At 71.5% G+C, this 13,919-nt stretch carries 13 protein-coding genes; 8 read left to right on the plus strand and 5 right to left on the minus strand.

Annotation, left to right across the window (positions count from 1 at the left end; genetic code table 11):
• From QMK24_RS19525 to QMK24_RS19535, 3 genes are all read left to right on the plus strand, one after another.
• Positions 1-984 (plus strand): CbiQ family ECF transporter T component (locus QMK24_RS19525; protein WP_283467578.1); only part of this gene is annotated, 984 nt, incomplete at its 5' end.
• Positions 981-2,633 carry an ABC transporter ATP-binding protein gene (locus QMK24_RS19530; RefSeq protein WP_283467579.1) on the plus strand — a complete coding sequence of 551 codons (1,653 nt, stop codon included), beginning with the start codon at positions 981-983 and terminating at the stop codon, positions 2,631-2,633. The genes QMK24_RS19525 and QMK24_RS19530, both read left to right, overlap by 4 nt.
• On the plus strand, positions 2,630-3,682 hold the full coding sequence (locus QMK24_RS19535; RefSeq protein WP_283467580.1) for an ECF transporter S component: 1,053 nt from the start codon (positions 2,630-2,632) through the stop codon (positions 3,680-3,682). The genes QMK24_RS19530 and QMK24_RS19535 overlap by 4 nt, the downstream gene beginning before the upstream one ends.
• 138 nt (positions 3,683-3,820) lie before the next feature.
• Here the strand turns inward: QMK24_RS19535 and QMK24_RS19540 are convergent, their stop codons facing one another.
• On the minus strand, positions 3,821-4,990 hold the full coding sequence (locus QMK24_RS19540) for a steroid 3-ketoacyl-CoA thiolase (RefSeq protein ID WP_283467581.1): 1,170 nt from the start codon (positions 4,988-4,990) through the stop codon (positions 3,821-3,823).
• Positions 4,991-5,218: 228 nt separating this feature from the next.
• Between QMK24_RS19540 and QMK24_RS19545 the strand changes: the two genes are divergently transcribed.
• Both QMK24_RS19545 and QMK24_RS19550 read left to right on the plus strand, forming a co-directional pair.
• Positions 5,219-6,454 (plus strand): cytochrome P450, encoded by a 1,236-nt coding sequence (locus QMK24_RS19545; RefSeq protein WP_283467582.1) that lies wholly within the window; start codon positions 5,219-5,221, stop codon positions 6,452-6,454.
• Between the two features lie 67 nt (positions 6,455-6,521).
• Positions 6,522-6,854, plus strand: a complete 333-nt coding sequence (locus QMK24_RS19550; protein WP_283467583.1) for an antibiotic biosynthesis monooxygenase family protein — start codon at positions 6,522-6,524, stop codon at positions 6,852-6,854.
• Positions 6,855-6,876: 22 nt separating this feature from the next.
• On the opposite strand, the gene QMK24_RS19555 is transcribed toward QMK24_RS19550, so the two are convergent.
• The 3 genes from QMK24_RS19555 to QMK24_RS19565 all read right to left on the minus strand — a co-directional run bounded on the left by QMK24_RS19555 (position 6,877) and on the right by QMK24_RS19565 (position 10,479).
• Positions 6,877-7,446: a hypothetical protein gene (locus tag QMK24_RS19555; RefSeq protein WP_283467584.1), complete on the minus strand. Its 570-nt coding sequence runs from the start codon at positions 7,444-7,446 to the stop codon at positions 6,877-6,879.
• Positions 7,447-7,508: 62 nt separating this feature from the next.
• Positions 7,509-8,165, minus strand: coding sequence for a hypothetical protein (locus QMK24_RS19560; protein WP_283467585.1), 657 nt, complete (start codon positions 8,163-8,165; stop codon positions 7,509-7,511).
• Positions 8,166-8,424: 259 nt separating this feature from the next.
• Positions 8,425-10,479, minus strand: a complete 2,055-nt coding sequence (locus QMK24_RS19565; RefSeq protein WP_283467586.1) for an MFS transporter — start codon at positions 10,477-10,479, stop codon at positions 8,425-8,427.
• A 174-nt stretch (positions 10,480-10,653) separates the two neighbouring features.
• Between QMK24_RS19565 and QMK24_RS19570 the strand changes: the two genes are divergently transcribed.
• The 3 genes from QMK24_RS19570 (at position 10,654) to QMK24_RS19580 (ending at position 13,153) form a co-directional block, all read left to right on the plus strand.
• Positions 10,654-11,754, plus strand: coding sequence for a peptidoglycan-binding domain-containing protein (locus QMK24_RS19570; RefSeq protein WP_283467587.1), 1,101 nt, complete (start codon positions 10,654-10,656; stop codon positions 11,752-11,754).
• A gap of 75 nt (positions 11,755-11,829) precedes the next feature.
• Positions 11,830-12,342 (plus strand): hypothetical protein, encoded by a 513-nt coding sequence (locus QMK24_RS19575; RefSeq protein WP_502962589.1) that lies wholly within the window; start codon positions 11,830-11,832, stop codon positions 12,340-12,342.
• A 148-nt stretch (positions 12,343-12,490) separates the two neighbouring features.
• The gene (locus QMK24_RS19580; RefSeq protein ID WP_283467589.1) at positions 12,491-13,153 is read left to right on the plus strand and encodes an HAD-IA family hydrolase; all 663 of its coding nucleotides are present in this window, start codon (positions 12,491-12,493) and stop codon (positions 13,151-13,153) included.
• A gap of 63 nt (positions 13,154-13,216) precedes the next feature.
• Here the strand turns inward: QMK24_RS19580 and QMK24_RS19585 are convergent, their stop codons facing one another.
• Complete coding sequence (locus tag QMK24_RS19585; protein ID WP_283467590.1) at positions 13,217-13,795, minus strand: TMEM165/GDT1 family protein; 579 nt, start codon at positions 13,793-13,795, stop codon at positions 13,217-13,219.
• Positions 13,796-13,919 lie beyond the last annotated feature (124 nt).

Here is a 13,919-nt window from a genome sequence, read left to right on the forward strand (position 1 = left end):
CGCCGGACGGACGCGCCCTGGGCGCGGTCGTACGGGGCGTTCCTGAAGCTGGGTCTGGTGGTGCTCGCGATCCGGCTGGTCTTCGCGATCCTGCTCGGCTCGCCGATCCCGGGGACCCACACCCTGTTCACGCTGCCCGAGATCCCGCTGCCCGACTGGGCGCGCGGCGTCCGGCTGGGTGGCAAAGTGACGGCGGAGGGCCTGCTGTTCGCGCTGTACGACGGCATGAAGCTGGCCACGCTGCTGGTCTGCGTGGGCGCGGCGAACGCGCTCGCCAACCCGGCCCGGCTGCTCAAATCGCTGCCGGGCGCGCTGTACGAGGCGGGGGTCGCGGTCGTCGTGGCGATGACCTTCGCGCCGAACCTCGTCACCGATGTGCAGCGGCTGCGCGCCGCCCGCCGGCTGCGGGGCCGCGAGGACCGGGGGGTGCGGGCGTTGCTGCAGGTCGGACTGCCGGTCCTGGAAGGGGCGCTGGAGCGGTCGGTCGCGTTGGCCGCCGCGATGGACGCCCGCGGCTACGGCCGGTCCGCCGACGTGCCGCCCGCGATACGCCGAACGACCGCCGCGCTGACGCTGGGCGGACTGCTCGGCGTGTGCGCGGGCACGTACGCGCTGCTGTCCGCGTCCGGCGCCGGGTACGGCGTGCCGGTGCTGCTGCTCGGCCTGGTCTCGGCGCTGGCGGGGCTGCGGCTCGGCGGCCGGCGTTCGATCCGTTCCCGCTACCGCCCCGACCGGTGGGGCATACGGGCCTGGCTGGTCTCGGGTTCCGGGGTCGCGGTGGCGGCGCTGATGATCTGGGCCGCCTCTCACGATCCCCTGGCGCTGGCCCCGTCGACGATCCCGCTCACCGCGCCCACGCTGCCGCTGTGGCCCGCGCTCTCGGTCCTGGCCGGGCTGCTGCCCGCGTTCGTCTCGCCGCTCCCCGCGCCGCTCCCCGCCTCGTCCCGGTTCGCACCATCGAAGCCGAAGGAGGACCGCACATGATCCGCTTCGAGCAGGTCTCGGTCAGGTACGACGACGCCGCGGAACCCGCCGTCGCGGGAGTGGACCTCACCGTCCCCGAGGGGGAGCTGTGCCTGCTGGTCGGGCCGTCCGGAGTCGGTAAGTCGACTCTGCTGGGCGCGGTCTCCGGTCTGGTGCCGCACTTCACGGGCGGAGTCCTCCACGGCCGGGTCACCGTTGCGGGCCGGGACACCCGTACCCACAAGCCACGTGAACTCGCCGATGTCGTCGGCACGGTGGGCCAGGACCCGCTGTCGCACTTCGTCACCGACACCGTCGAGGACGAGCTCGCCTACGGCATGGAGTCGCTCGGCCTCGCGCCCGCCACGATGCGCCGCCGCGTCGAGGAGACCCTGGACCTGCTCGGTCTGGCCGAGCTGCGGGACCGTCCGATCGCCACGCTCTCCGGCGGTCAGCAGCAGCGCGTCGCCATCGGCTCGGTGCTCACCGTCCACCCCAAGGTGCTGGTGCTGGACGAGCCGACGTCCGCCCTGGACCCGGGCGCGGCGGAGGAGGTGCTGGCCGTGCTGCAGCGGCTGGTCCACGATCTGGGGACCACGGTCCTGATGGCGGAGCACCGGCTGGAGCGCGTCGTGCAGTACGCGGACCAGGTGATCCTGCTGCCCGCCCCCGGCGCGTCCCCGATGATGGGCGCGCCCGCCGACATCATGGCGGTCTCGGCCGTCCACCCGCCGGTGGTGGCGCTGGGCCGGCTCGCGGGCTGGTCGCCGCTGCCGCTGTCCGTCCGCGACGCGCGCCGGAAGGCCGGGCCGCTGCGGGAGCGGCTGGCGGGCCGAACGCCGCCGGTTGCGGGCGGGGTTGCGGGCCGGGTTACGGCTGGGGTTGCAGCCGGGGTTGCGGCCGCCGCCGGGCCGGTGGCGGTCCTCGACCGGCTGTCCGTCCGCCGGGGCAGGACCGAGGCGCTGCGCCAGGTGTCGCTGACCGTCCGCCCCGGCGAGACCGTCGCCCTGATGGGGCGCAACGGCGCGGGCAAGTCCACCCTGCTGTCCGCCCTCGTGGGTCTGCACCCGCCCTCCTCGGGCACCGTGACGGTCGGCGGCATCGTCCCGTCCCGTACGAAGCCGGGCGAGCTGATCCGGCAGGTGGGCCTGGTACCGCAGGAGCCGGGGGATCTGCTGTACGCGGACACCGTCGCCGGCGAGTGCGCGGCCGCCGACCAGGACGCGCACGCCGCGCCCGGCACCTGCCGCGCGATGGTCACCGAACTCCTCCCGGGTGTCCATGACGCGACCCATCCCCGCGATCTGTCCGAGGGCCAGCGCCTCGCGCTGGCGCTGTCCGTCGTGCTGGCCGCCCGGCCGCCGCTGCTGCTGCTCGACGAGCCGACCCGCGGCCTCGACTACGCGGCCAAGGGCCGGCTCGTCTCCCAGCTGCGGGTGCTAGCGGCCGACGGTCACGCGATCGTGCTGGCCACCCACGATGTGGAACTGGCCGCAGAACTCGCCCACCGGGTCGTGATCCTGGCCGACGGCGAGGTGGTCGCGGACGGCCCGACCGCCGAGGTCGTGGTCTCCTCCCCCGCCTTCGCCCCGCAGGTCTCCAAGATCCTCGCGCCACTGCCCTGGCTGACCGTCCCGCAGGTCGCGCGCGCCCTGGAGGAGTCCTCATGACGCGTCCCGACCGGCCGGTACGAACCGACCAGCCGGTACCTATCGACCGGAACGAACGTCCCGACCGGAACGAACGTCCCGACCGGAAGGTACGGACCGACCGGAAGGTACGGACCGACCAGCACGAACAGACCGACCAGCACGGACGTCCCGACCGTCCGGTACGTCCCGACCGGCAAGTACGTCCCATCCGCCTCGGTCCGCGCTCCGTCACGGCGCTGACGCTGATCTCGGCGATCGGCATCGCCATGTTCGGCTGGCCACTGCTCGCCGACCCGGGCACCGGACTCGCCCACAGCAAGGACGCACCCTGGCTGTTCGCCGCGCTGCTGCCGATGCTGATCGCCGTGGTCATAGCGACCATCGCGGACGGCGGGATGGACGCCAAGTCGATCGCCATGCTCGGAGTGCTGGCCGCCGTCGGAGCGGCCCTGCGGCCGCTGGGCGCCGGTACGGCCGGCATCGAGCCGATGTTCTTCCTGATGGTGCTGTCGGGGCGGGTGCTGGGTCCCGGATTCGGCTTCGTGCTCGGGGCGGTGTCGATGTTCGCGTCCGCGCTGCTCACCGGCGGTGTCGGCCCGTGGATGCCGTTCCAGATGCTGTCGATGGGCTGGGTCGCCATGGGCGCGGGGCTGCTCCCGCGCCCCGACACCCTGCGCGGCCGCGGCGAGCTGACGATGCTCGCCTGCTACGGCGTCGCCTCGTCGATCCTCTACGGCACGGTCATGAATCTGCAGGGCTGGGTGACCATCGGGGGGCTGTCCTCCGGCATCGCCTACGTCGGCGGCGACCCGGTCCTCGACAACCTCGGCCGTTTCGTCGCGTACTGCCTCGCGACGTCGCTCGGCTGGGACCTGCCGCGCGCCGCCGTCACCGCGATCCTCACCTTCACGCTCGGCGCCACCATCCTCAAGGCCCTGCGCCGCGCCACCCGCCGCGCGGCCTTCGCAGCGCCGGTGGCCTTCGGCCCGACGGCCGGATCCGCGAGAGCGCCCGCGACCGCGGACACCCCCGCGAGCGGTCCGGGAGGCGTTCCCGGGAGGCCGTAGCGACCGGGCGGAGCGAGGCGCCCCCCGCCGCGCCCCGCTCCGTACGCCCGCCGGTGGCTGTCCCCAGCGGCTCCGTCCCACCCCGGGGGCGGCGACGCGGAGCCGCTGGATGCCCGAGCCCGCTGGACAGCTGGCACGTCAGAGCCGCTGGATGATCGTCCCCGTCGCCAGCGCGCCGCCCGCGCACATCGTGATGAGGGCGAATTCCTTGTCCGTCCGCTCCAGTTCGTGCAGCGCGGTCACGATCAGCCGGGCGCCGGTCGAGCCGACCGGGTGGCCGAGGGCTATCGCTCCCCCGTTGACGTTGACCTTCTCCAGGTCCTGGTCGAAGACCTGCGCCCAGGACAGGACGACGGACGCGAACGCCTCGTTGATCTCGATGAGGTCGATGTCCTTCAGCGTCATCCCGGCCTTGCCGAGAACCGCCCGGGTCGCGTCGACCGGACCGTCCAGGTGGTAGTGCGGGTCGGAACCGACAAGTGCCTGGGCGACGATACGGGCGCGCGGGCGGAGCTTGAGGGCGCGCGCCATCCGCTTGGACGCCCACATGACGGCCGCGGCCCCGTCGGAGATCTGCGAGGAGTTGCCCGCGGTGTGGACGGCGGTCGGCATGACCGGCTTCAGCTTCGCCAGGCCCTCCATGGTGGTGTCGCGCATGCCCTGGTCGCGGTCGACCAGCCGCCACATGCCCTGGCCGGCCTGCTGCTCCTCCTCGGTCGTGGGCACCTGCACCGCGAAGGTCTCCCGCTTGTACCGCTCCTCCGCCCACGCCCGGGCCGCCCGCTCCTGCGAGATCAGGCCGAGACGGTCGACGTTCTCCCTGGTCAGCCCGCGTCGCCGGGCGATGCGCTCGGCGGCCTCGAACTGGTTGGGCAGGTCCACGTTCCACTCGTCGGGGAACGGCTTGCCCGGCCCGTGCTTGGAGCCGCTGCCCAGCGGCACCCGGGACATCGCCTCGACACCGCAGCCGATGCCGATGTCGATGACTCCCGCCGCGACCATGTTCGCGACCATATGGTTGGCCTGTTGCGAGGACCCGCACTGACAGTCCACGGTGGTCGCGGCGGTCTCGTACGGCAGTCCCATCGCGAGCCAGGCGTTGCGTGCGGGGTTCATCGACTGCTCGCCCGCGTGAGTGACGGTGCCGCCGACGACCTGTTCGACGGCGTCCGGCTGGATCCCGGTCCGGCCGAGCAGTTCGCGGTAGGTCTCGCCCAGCAGGTAGGCGGGGTGGAGATTGGCGAGCGCGCCTCCGCGCTTGCCGATGGGCGTGCGTACAGCTTCGACGATGACGGGTTCAGCGGCCATGAATCTCGTCCTCTCCTCGACCGGTCGGCGTCCCGGCGCCTCCGGCAGAACTAGAACGCGTACTAGTTCTGCATGCAGTCTTATTACCCCCGGTACGCGGCGCGCAAGACTCGTGCACAAGCCTCCACGACCCCACATCCAATCCACACCGTCATTCCCCTTGCTACTTGTAGAACTGGTTACTACGTTCAAGCCATATCTGATGGACCGTCAGACATGGAGTGGCCGATGCCCTGCCCAGCGCTTCCCGAAGGCTTCGACTTCACAGACCCGGACGTGTACGAGCAGCGGGTACCGCTCCCCGAACTGGCGCAGCTGCGCCGGACCGCCCCCGTCTGGTGGAACGAACAGCCCTACAACACCGCCGGCTTCGAGGACGAGGGGTACTGGGTCGTCACCCGGCACGCCGACGTCAAGGAAGTCTCGCTCAACCCCGAGGTCTACTCGTCGTTCCTCAATACCGCGGTCATCCGCTTCAACGAGCACATCACCCGCGACCAGATCGAGATGCAGCGGCTGATCATGCTCAACATGGATCCGCCCGAGCTGACCCGCGTCCGGCAGATCGTCCAGCGGGGCTTCACACCCCGCGCGATCCGCCAGATGGAACAGACGCTTCGCGACCGCGCCCACCGCATCGTGGCCGAGGCGCGCGGCCGGCGGGTGGGCAACTTCGTCACCGAGGTCGCCTCGGAACTCCCGCTCCAGGCCATCGCCGAGCTGATCGGCGTGCCGCAGGACGACCGGAACAAGCTCTTCGACTGGTCGAACAAGATGATCGCCTACGACGACCCGGAGCTGGCGATCACCGAGGAGGTGGGCGCCGAGTCGGCCATGGAACTGATCTCGTACGCGATGAACCTCGCCGCCGCCCGCAAGGAGTGCCCGGTCAAGGACATCGTCAGCCAGCTCGTCGCCGCCGAGGACGAAGGCAACCTCAGCACCGACGAGTTCGGCTTCTTCGTCCTCGTCCTGTCCGTCGCCGGGAACGAGACGACGCGCAACGCCATCACCCACGGCATGCACGCCTTCCTCACCAACCCCGAGCAGTGGGAGCTCTACAAGGCCACGCGCCCGAGCACCGCCGCCGAGGAGATCGTCCGCTGGGCCACCCCGGTCACGTCCTTCCAGCGCACGGCCACCCGCGACACCGTGCTGGGCGGCCAGGAGATCAAGAAGGGCCAGCGGGTGGGCATGTTCTACGCCTCCGCCAACCACGACCCCGAGGTCTTCGACGAGCCGGACCGCTTCGACATCACCCGCGACCCCAACCTCCACCTGGGATTCGGCGGCGGCGGCCCGCACTACTGCATGGGCAAGAACCTGGCGATCATGGAGATCGACCTCATGTTCAACGCCATCGCCGACGCGATGCCCGACATCAAACTCGTCGGCGACCCCCGCCGGCTGCGCTCCGCTTGGATCAACGGCGTGAAGGAGATGCAGGTCAGCTACGGGGGCTGAACGGTCGCGCCGACCGACCGGGCTGAGCACCCGCGCCCGGGCGGGGACCGTACGGCAGGATGGGGCCATGAGCATCGTGAAGATCAATGCCCTGACCGTGCCGGCGGAGATGCGCGAGACGCTGGAGAAGCGGTTCGCGGCGCGTGCCGGATCCGTCGAGAACTCCGACGGCTTCGAATGGTTCGAACTGCTACGCCCGGTCGAGGGCACGGACCAGTACCTGGTGTACACGCGGTGGCGCAGCGAGGAGGACTTCAAGAACTGGATGTCCGGGTCGATGAAGGCCGCGCACGGCGGTGCCGGCGCGGGCGAGGGCGGAGCCGAGCGGCCCAAACCGGCCGCTTCGGACTCCGCCCTGTGGTCGTTCGAGGTCGTCCAGCAGACGGCCCCGAAGAGCTGACGCCGTCACCGGGCGGCTGCCCTCAGATGCTGAGCAGCTGCTGCGTCAGGTCGCGGTAGTGCATGAGCGCCAGACGCAGTTCCTCCGTGTCGGCCTTGGCGTCGTCGTCGTGCCATGCCGACCGGAGGATACGGCGGCGCTCCGCGAGCTTCTCGGTGAGCTGCCTGGTGGCCTGTTCGAGTACGGCGTCGGCCTCCTCGACGGACTTCCGCGGTTCGTCCACGAACGCGCCGATCGCGCGCTGCAGCCGCTCCCCGAGCCCGCCGTCGCCGTGACCGTGGCGGGGGGACTCGGCACCGGCGCGGGTGGCGGGGGACGTGCGGTCCTTGCCGGCCGTCGTACGGTCGGAGCCGGGCGTGCGGTCGCCGGCGGCGTTGTGCGGGGCTCCCAGGGCGGGAGGCGTGGGGGGCGGCTCGTCCGGGCGGTTCGCGGTGGTGCGGGGCACGGCGGAGCCTTCCGCCTGGCGGGGGATCTGCGTCTCGCGCGGCTGAGCCTCACGCTGCTGCGACGTGCCGGCTGGAGGGGTGGTGCCCGGCGCGGTGTCCGGGGCGGCCTTGTCGCTCTCTCGGATCTGGTCCTGTCGATCGTTCATCGTCTCTGTCTCCTGTGACACCTGGAACCGATGGCTGGGGGCGGGCGGTGCGGGCGGGGGCCTCAGTTCTGGCGACGGCCGATCGTGCCGAGGTGCAGGCCATTGCCGCTCCGCTTTCCGGCGGTCCGCTCGTCGGGGTGCTCCGCATCCGTGCGGCGGTTCCGGTCCGCTCCGTGCCCGTCGGCCCGGATCAGCTCCGCGAACATCGAGCGAGCCCGGACGAGGGCTGCGCGCATCTCCTCGGTGGAGGCCCCGCCCTCGCCGCCCGCCTGGCCCGTCCGGCCGGCCATGGTGTGGGCATCGCGGTAGCCCTGCAGGTCACGGGCGTGGTGCACGGACAGCGCGTCGAAGTGTTCTGCGGACTTCGCGTCCGGGTAACCCCGTTCGCGGGCCAGCTGCTCGATCAGCGTGTCGGCCTCGGTCAGCGCCTTGGCCGGCGAGTCGATGAAGTGCTCCTGGACCGATGACCAGCGGGCGGTGTACTCCTCGCGGGATTCCGCTGACAGCGGCAGCGTCTTGAGGTCTCCGTGCCGCTGGAGGCGCTCGGTCAGTTCCTTGTCGGTGGCCTCGGTGTCACCGTCATGAAGTCCCAGGACCCGTTCGTACTCGGGGCCGAAGCGGCGTCGCAGGCTCTGGCCGCCCATGCCCCCGGGCCGGAGCATCACGGTCGCGAGAGCGGCTGCCAGAATGATGACAACCACGACGATGGCGATAGTCACGCCAGTGGACATTACGTGCCTCCCGTTTCTGCGGGTCGACGGACAGAGTGTGCGCGGTACTGCGAATACTGCGAATACTGCGAACTCATCGTTCGGCTTGCCCGAAAGCGGGTACCCAAACGTCGAACACCCGTCCAGCAGAGGCTGAACGGGCGTGAGAACGGGCGTGAGGACGCACAGGAGGGCGGGCGTGGGGGCGGGCGTTCCACCAGCCCGGGGCAGGCGTGCGGCAGGCGGTGGCGCAGGTGCCACCGGGGCGTCAGGCGGCTGAACCGCCCGCCGCCGGACGCTCCTTCGTCAGCCGGTCGGTGTCACCGCCGCACAGCTCGCCGCTGAGCTTCGTCAGCAGCGCCGCGAGGTCCGCGTGCCGTTCCGGGTCCCAGTCCCCGAGCAGTTCGCCCAGTACGGTCCGCCGCGCGGCTCCGAGCTGAGCGGCCATCTCCCGGCCGCTGTCGGTGAGGACCAGCGGATTGCCCTCCCGGACGGCCAGCCCGCGGCTCTCGACCTCGACGGCCGCCTGCTCGATGACGTCGGCGGGCACGGTGGTGATGCGGGCCAGTACGACCGGGTCGGACTCCCCGCCCTTGGCCATCCGCAGCAGCAGCCAGCTGGACGCGGGGTGGATGTCGAGCACCGCCATCCTCGTGATCCGCGCATACAGGTCGCGGCGGGCCTCCCGGCTGCCAAGCAGCGACAGGCCGCGGGCGATCTCGTCGATCGACGACCGTTCCACCGGGTTGGCGCCGAAGGTCTCGGTTCCGTCCGGCACCGTGACGGAACCGCGCAGCGGCTGCTCCTTGAGGAACCAGGCCAGCACGAACGCGATGACGGTGACCGGCACCGCCCACAGGAACACGGTGGTGATCGAGGCCGAGTACGCGTGCACCACCGGTCCCTGGATCGAGGCCGGCAGCGATTCCACGGCGCGGGGGTTGGCGGAGATCACCGACGGGTCGAAGCCGGGCGGCAGCGGCTTGCCCGCGATGGCCGAATCGATCTTGCCGTTCAGCTCGTTGGCGAAGACCGTACCGAAGATCGAGACGCCGAAGGAGGCGCCGATGGAACGGAAGAACGTCGCACCGGAGGTGGCGGCGCCCAGGTCCTCGTAGCCCACGGAGTTCTGCACGGCCAGGATCAGCACCTGCATGACCAGGCCGAGGCCGAAGCCGAAGACCAGGAAGTAGCCGCTCATCACCCAGGTGCTGGTGAACTCGTCGAGCCGGTGCAGCAGCAGGAGGCCGATGATCGTGATCCCGGTGCCGAGGATCGGGAAGACCTTGTAGTGGCCGGTGCGGCTGACGATCTGTCCTGAACCGGTGGAGGACACCAGCATGCCGATCACCATCGGGATCATGTGCACACCGGACATCGTCGGCGAGAGGCCGTGCACGACCTGCAGGAACGTCGGCAGGTACGTCATCGCGCCGAACATCGCGAAGCCGATGACGAAGGAGATCACCGAGCACAGCCAGAAGGTGCGGACCCGGAACAGCCGCAGCGGCAGCACCGGTTCCACGGCCCGGCGCTCGATGACGATGAAGCCGGCCACCAGGACCACGCCGAGCACCGCCAGCCCGATGATCTTCGGCGAGCTCCAGGGCCAGGTCGTGCCGCCGAGCGAGGTCACCAGCACCAGGCAGGTCGCCGCCGCGGCGACCACCGCCATGCCCATGTAGTCGATCCGGTGCGAGGTGCGGCGGACCGGAATGTGCAGCACGGCCGCGATGACGGCCAGCGCGACGACACCGATCGGCAGGTTGATGTAGAACACCCACCGCCAGGACAGCTGCTCGGTGAACACCCCGCCCAGCAGCGGCCCGAGCACACTGCTCGCGCCGAACACCGCGCCGAACACGCCCTGGTAGCGGCCCCGGTCCCGGGGAGGCACGATGTCGCCGACGATTGCCATCGACAGCACCATCAGACCGCCGCCGCCCAGGCCCTGCAGGGCACGGAAGGCGATCAGCTGCGGCATGTTCTGCGAGATGCCGCACAGCGCGGAACCGATCAGGAAGATCACGATGACGGTCTGGAAGAGCTTCTTCCGGCCGTACATATCGCCGAGCTTGCCCCACAGCGGGGTGGCGGCCGTCGAGGCGAGCAGGTATGCGGTGACGACCCAGGACAGGTGCTCGATGCCGCCCAGGTCACTGACGATCGTCGGCAGCGCGGTGGACACGATCGTCTGGTCCAGCGCGGCCAGCAGCATCCCGAGGGCGAGCGCGCTGATCGCGATCCGCACCGAGCGCTTGTCCTGGTGCGCGCCGGGAAGGGCCGCCGGCGGTCCGGTGGGGGCCGTGGTGTCCTGCGCCATGCCGTGCTCCTCGCGTCGCGCCGCTTGATCGCGAATCAATATTCACACTATTCGCGCGGGTTTCGCGTCCTATGCGCCACCGAGAGTGACGGCCGGACCTGGGCACGGCATGCCCCGGGCGGCATAATCACTGCGTCTTGAGGTATTCGCGGACCGTCGAGGGAGGGGAGCCCAGTGGAGCCGGAGGGGGCAGAGGAGCTGGAACCGGGTGTGGCCACGGCCGCGTCACGGTCGGCCGAACGGCGAGCCGCGCTCGCGGCGACGGAAGGCTTCCACCCGCTGCGCGTTCGGCCATACGTGGCGGAACCGGGCACCGAGCCCGCCGAGTCGACCGTGAAACCCCTGATCGGAACCGCGGGGCCCAGCCCTGCCGACACCGACCTGGGCATGTTCCCGGCCGAAAACGACCGTCCCGCATACAACGGCCTCGCGTACGCCGACGACGCGTACTACGGCCACGGGTACGACGGTCTCGAATACGACGGCCACGCATACGACGGTCTCGCATCTGACGGCCGCGCGTACGACGGTCTCGAATACCCGGTGGAGCCGTCCGGTCCTGAGCTGTTCGCGGTCGGACCGGGCCCCGGGGGCCAGGATGAGCGCCGCGGCGGCCGGCGCCGCCGACCCCGCCGCCGCAGACGTGGCCTCGTCGTCGCGGCCGCCACCGTCGCCGCCACGGCGCTGACCGCAGGCGCGGTCGCCGTCGCCAACCAGCTGCTGAGCGCGCCCGACCGGCCGGAGCGGGCCCTGCCCGACAACAGCAACAGCGTGCCCGACGTCGTTCTGCCCAGCAGCGACGTGATGGCCACCGCGGCGCCGAGCGCCGTGCACGCGTCGGGCCCCACGGCGTCGCCGACCGCCACCCACCGCGCCCCGTCCACCCCGGTGAAGTCCGTTGCGCCCCCGGCCTCCCCCGTCGTGTCCGCGCCCCCGTCCCAGCCCCCCGTCACGACGAACACACCGGCCGCACCCGGCTCCGTGCCCGGCTCCGGATCCGGCCCCGTCACGACCCCGACCACCACTCCCCCCACGAACCGCCCCACCCTCGCCGACCCGGCACTGCAGATGGGCGACACCGGGGCCCCGGTGGTGGACCTCCAGCAGCGGCTGCGCCGCGCCTACGTCTATATGGGCGGCGTGGACGGCAGGTTCGACTCCGAGGTGCGGGACGCCGTGGCCATGTTCCAGTTCTGGAACGCGATCACCAGCGATCCCGAGGGCGTCTACGGCCCGGCGACGCGTACCGCTCTGGAGCAGCAGACCTCCTGGTAGCGCGTCTGCGAGGATCACCGGGTGGCGACAGAGGAATTCGGGGCCGGTCAGTTCCAACTCGTACTGCTGCGGCGGATGGCGGACCACCGGCCCGAGCTGGTCGAGGAGGCGCTCCGCACGCTCGGCGCGTCCCGCGCCGAACTGCGCGAGGCCAACCGCCGCTGGCAGGCGCGACTCCATTCCCGTACGTCCCCGAGCGGTGAACGCCGCTACCGCGCCGCGCTCGGGCCGCCCGAGAGCACGGCCGTCCGGCGCATCGGGGACCTGAGCTGCAAGGCCCATCTGTGGCCCGTACCGCTCTGGCCCGAGCTGCGGTTCGAGGTGCTGTGCGCGCCCGGCGGCGGCGCGGTGTGGAACGAGTGGCTCGTCCGTGCCCCGGGCGCCCTGCCCCCCGTGCTCGGGTCCGCCGCCGACCTCGCCCCCTGGTCCTGCACCGTCGACGAGGTCGCCCGCGCCTTCCCGCGCGCGACTCCTCTCGAAGGCAGCGCCCCCACCCGGTGGCGGCTCGCCCTCAGCGACCCCCCGACCGGCGCCCGCTATATCGCGCACTTCACGTGGGGTCTGCTGCAGTACGTCGAGACCCCGTAGACCTCGCGGCCCCTGCGGCCCCCGCAGCCTGATCCCGAGATCCGCTGGCGTTGCGGGCCCATGTTTTGTATCGTGGAGAAACAAAGTGGCTCCGCTCGTTTCCCCTGACCGGCGAGCGGGGCCACTGAGTACTTCCAGAGGAGCGTCCATGCCGTCCAGCCCGTCCGTTCTGACCGCCCGCGCGCTGCTCCTCGACATGGACGGCACCCTGGTGAACTCCGACGCGGTGGTGGAACGCTGCTGGCGCCGCTGGGCCGCCGAGCACGGGCTGGACGCGAAGGACGTGATGAGCGTCGTGCACGGGCGGCAGGGCCACGCCACCATGGCGGTGCTGCTTCCGGACCGGCCGGTGGAACTGAATCTCGCCGACAACCAGCGGATGCTCGCGGAGGAGACGGCCGACCTCGACGGCGTCGTGCCCATCGCGGGGGCGCCCGCGTTCCTGGCCTCGCTGGCCGGCCTGCCGCACGCGCTGGTGACGTCGGCGGACGAGGCGCTGGCCCGCGCCCGGATGGGCGCCGCGGCGCTGCCGCTGCCGGAGATCATGGTGACCGCGGAGCGGGTGAGCGCGAGCAAGCCGGACCCGGAGGGCTTCCTGAAGGGCGCCGCCGAGCTGGGCTTCGCCCCCGAGGACTGCATCGTGTTCGAGGACGCCGAGGTCGGCATCGCGGCGGCGAAGGCCGCGGGGATGCGCGTCGTCGGGGTGGGCCCGCGCGCCGCCGTTCACGCTCCGAACGCGCATGTCGACTCGCTGGAGCAGGTACGGGTGGAGGCCACCGCGGACGGCGGCCTCCTGGTCCACATCGGCTGAAGCCGGCCCGACCGCCCAACGGCGGCCCGACCCGTCAAAGGGTCAGGCCGTCGGGCCGTCCTATCAGGCGATCGCCTCGTAGAGGCTGAAGACCGCGAGCAGCACCATCACACCGGCCGCGATCTTCGTGATGAGCGCCAGCGGCACCCGCTTCATCAACATCCGCCCGCCGAAGATCCCCAGCCCGGCGACCGCCCACAGGCCGAGGACCGCGCCGAGGCCGACGGCCACCGGATCGTCGTAGCGGGCGGCGAGGTTCGCGGTCATGATCTGCGTCAGGTCGCCGAACTCCGCGACCAGGATGAGCATGAAGCCGGTGCCCGCGACCTTCCAGAAGCTCTGGTCCGCGGGTTCGCGGACGCCCTCTTCCTCGTCGTCCTTCTTGAAGAGCAGCATGGCCGCGCCCGCGAGGAAGAGCAGCCCGACGACCCCTTGCACCCAGCGGTGCGGGAGCAGGGTCAGCACACTGCCCGCCGCGATGGCGAGGGCGACATGGACGACGAAGGCGGCGGCGACGCCGCAGAAGACGTACGAGGCGCGATAGCGGGTGCCGAGCATCAGCCCGGCGAGCGCGGTCTTGTCGGGCAGTTCGGCCAGGAAGATGACGCCGAAGACGATGGCGGCGACAGTGAAGCTGAACACGGGGCGGATCCTCATCGGTCGGGCCGCCGCACCCGGAGCGCCTGGAAAAGGGGTCGCTTCGGCACGGCAGCGCAATGAAACGCTGCGGCCGAAGGTCTCGCTGGCGCGGTGGGATCCACCATGC

This window comes from Streptomyces sp. PH10-H1 (assembly GCF_030063355.1).
In the GTDB taxonomy this organism is placed as follows: domain Bacteria; phylum Actinomycetota; class Actinomycetes; order Streptomycetales; family Streptomycetaceae; genus Actinacidiphila.